The sequence below is a fragment of the Lichenifustis flavocetrariae genome, from assembly GCF_026130545.1.
Classification (GTDB): Bacteria; Pseudomonadota; Alphaproteobacteria; order Rhizobiales; family Beijerinckiaceae; genus Lichenihabitans; species Lichenihabitans flavocetrariae.
This window is the reverse complement of sequence record NZ_JAMOIM010000152.1, coordinates 1-906: the sequence shown is the minus strand read 5'-3', so window position 1 is coordinate 906 and position 906 is coordinate 1. Positions and strand designations below refer to the sequence as shown.

Annotated in this window: 1 protein-coding gene and 1 pseudogene; both read right to left on the bottom strand. The window is 66.3% G+C overall.

What is annotated here, in order from left to right; genetic code table 11:
* A pseudogene (locus M8523_RS36385) lies at window positions 1–567 on the bottom strand (extracellular solute-binding protein); the annotation flags it as partial.
* The coding region (locus M8523_RS36380) for an ROK family protein (RefSeq protein ID WP_282589658.1) at window positions 564–906 on the bottom strand (343 nt) is incomplete at its 5' end. The pseudogene M8523_RS36385 and the gene M8523_RS36380, both read right to left, overlap by 4 nt.

Sequence of the window (906 nt, the reverse complement as noted above, 5' to 3'; positions counted from 1 at the left end):
GTCCCACGTCCACTCGTTGGCCGGCTTGGGCGCGAGCGCCTTGCCGAGATATTTTTGGGCAATTTCCCCGTAGGTCGCTTTCCAGCCGTCGTCGGCCAGGAGCTTCTCGATCAGGTCCTTGCGGACATACATGAAGTGCATCGACAGGTCGGTGGGCACACCGAACTGTTTTCCGTCGTATTGCATGGTCTTGAGGACCGTCGCCCCGAACGTGTCCGCCGCCGAGGCCGGCAGGGTGATCGGGTCCATGAAGGGCGCGTATTTGCCGAGCGAATAGGTCGCCACGAGATTGACGTCGAAGGTCGTCGAGCCGGCCGCCATGTCGGCCTGCAGCTTGTCGAAGAAGCCTTCGCGATTGAAGAACAGCAGCTTGACCTTATCGTCGTCGGTGCGGCCCGGCTGCGCGTTGTAGATGTCGGCCACCTTGCGCAGAGCGATCTCCTCGGGGCCGCCTGGCCAACCCGCGACGGTGACCTCCGCCGAGGCCGACAGTGTTCCCGACAGCAGGGCGCCCAAGGCGCCCGGAAGTGCCGAGGTCCGGATCCATCCACCGAACAAGCGTTTCATGCTTCACCCTCCGGCGCTGCTGTGATGGCAAGATCGGCAATGCCGATCAGGCCGGCATCGGCGCCGAGCGCGGCGGCGCGAATCCGTGGTCGCATCAGCGCCGAAAGCGGCGCCAGATGGCTTTCGAGGCGGTCGAGATAGCCCGGGGCGAGGCCGAGGCCGCCGCCGATGATGATGCTATCGGGGTCGAGTTCGAGATGGAGCCGTCGCAGCGCCAGGGCGAGCGGTGCGATCGTCAGGTCGAGGAGCGACGTGGCCCAATGCTCGCCTTGCAACGCCGCCGTCGTGACGGCCGCCGCCCCACCGTGTCCGGTGGCCATGCGGGCCAACGCCGCTCCG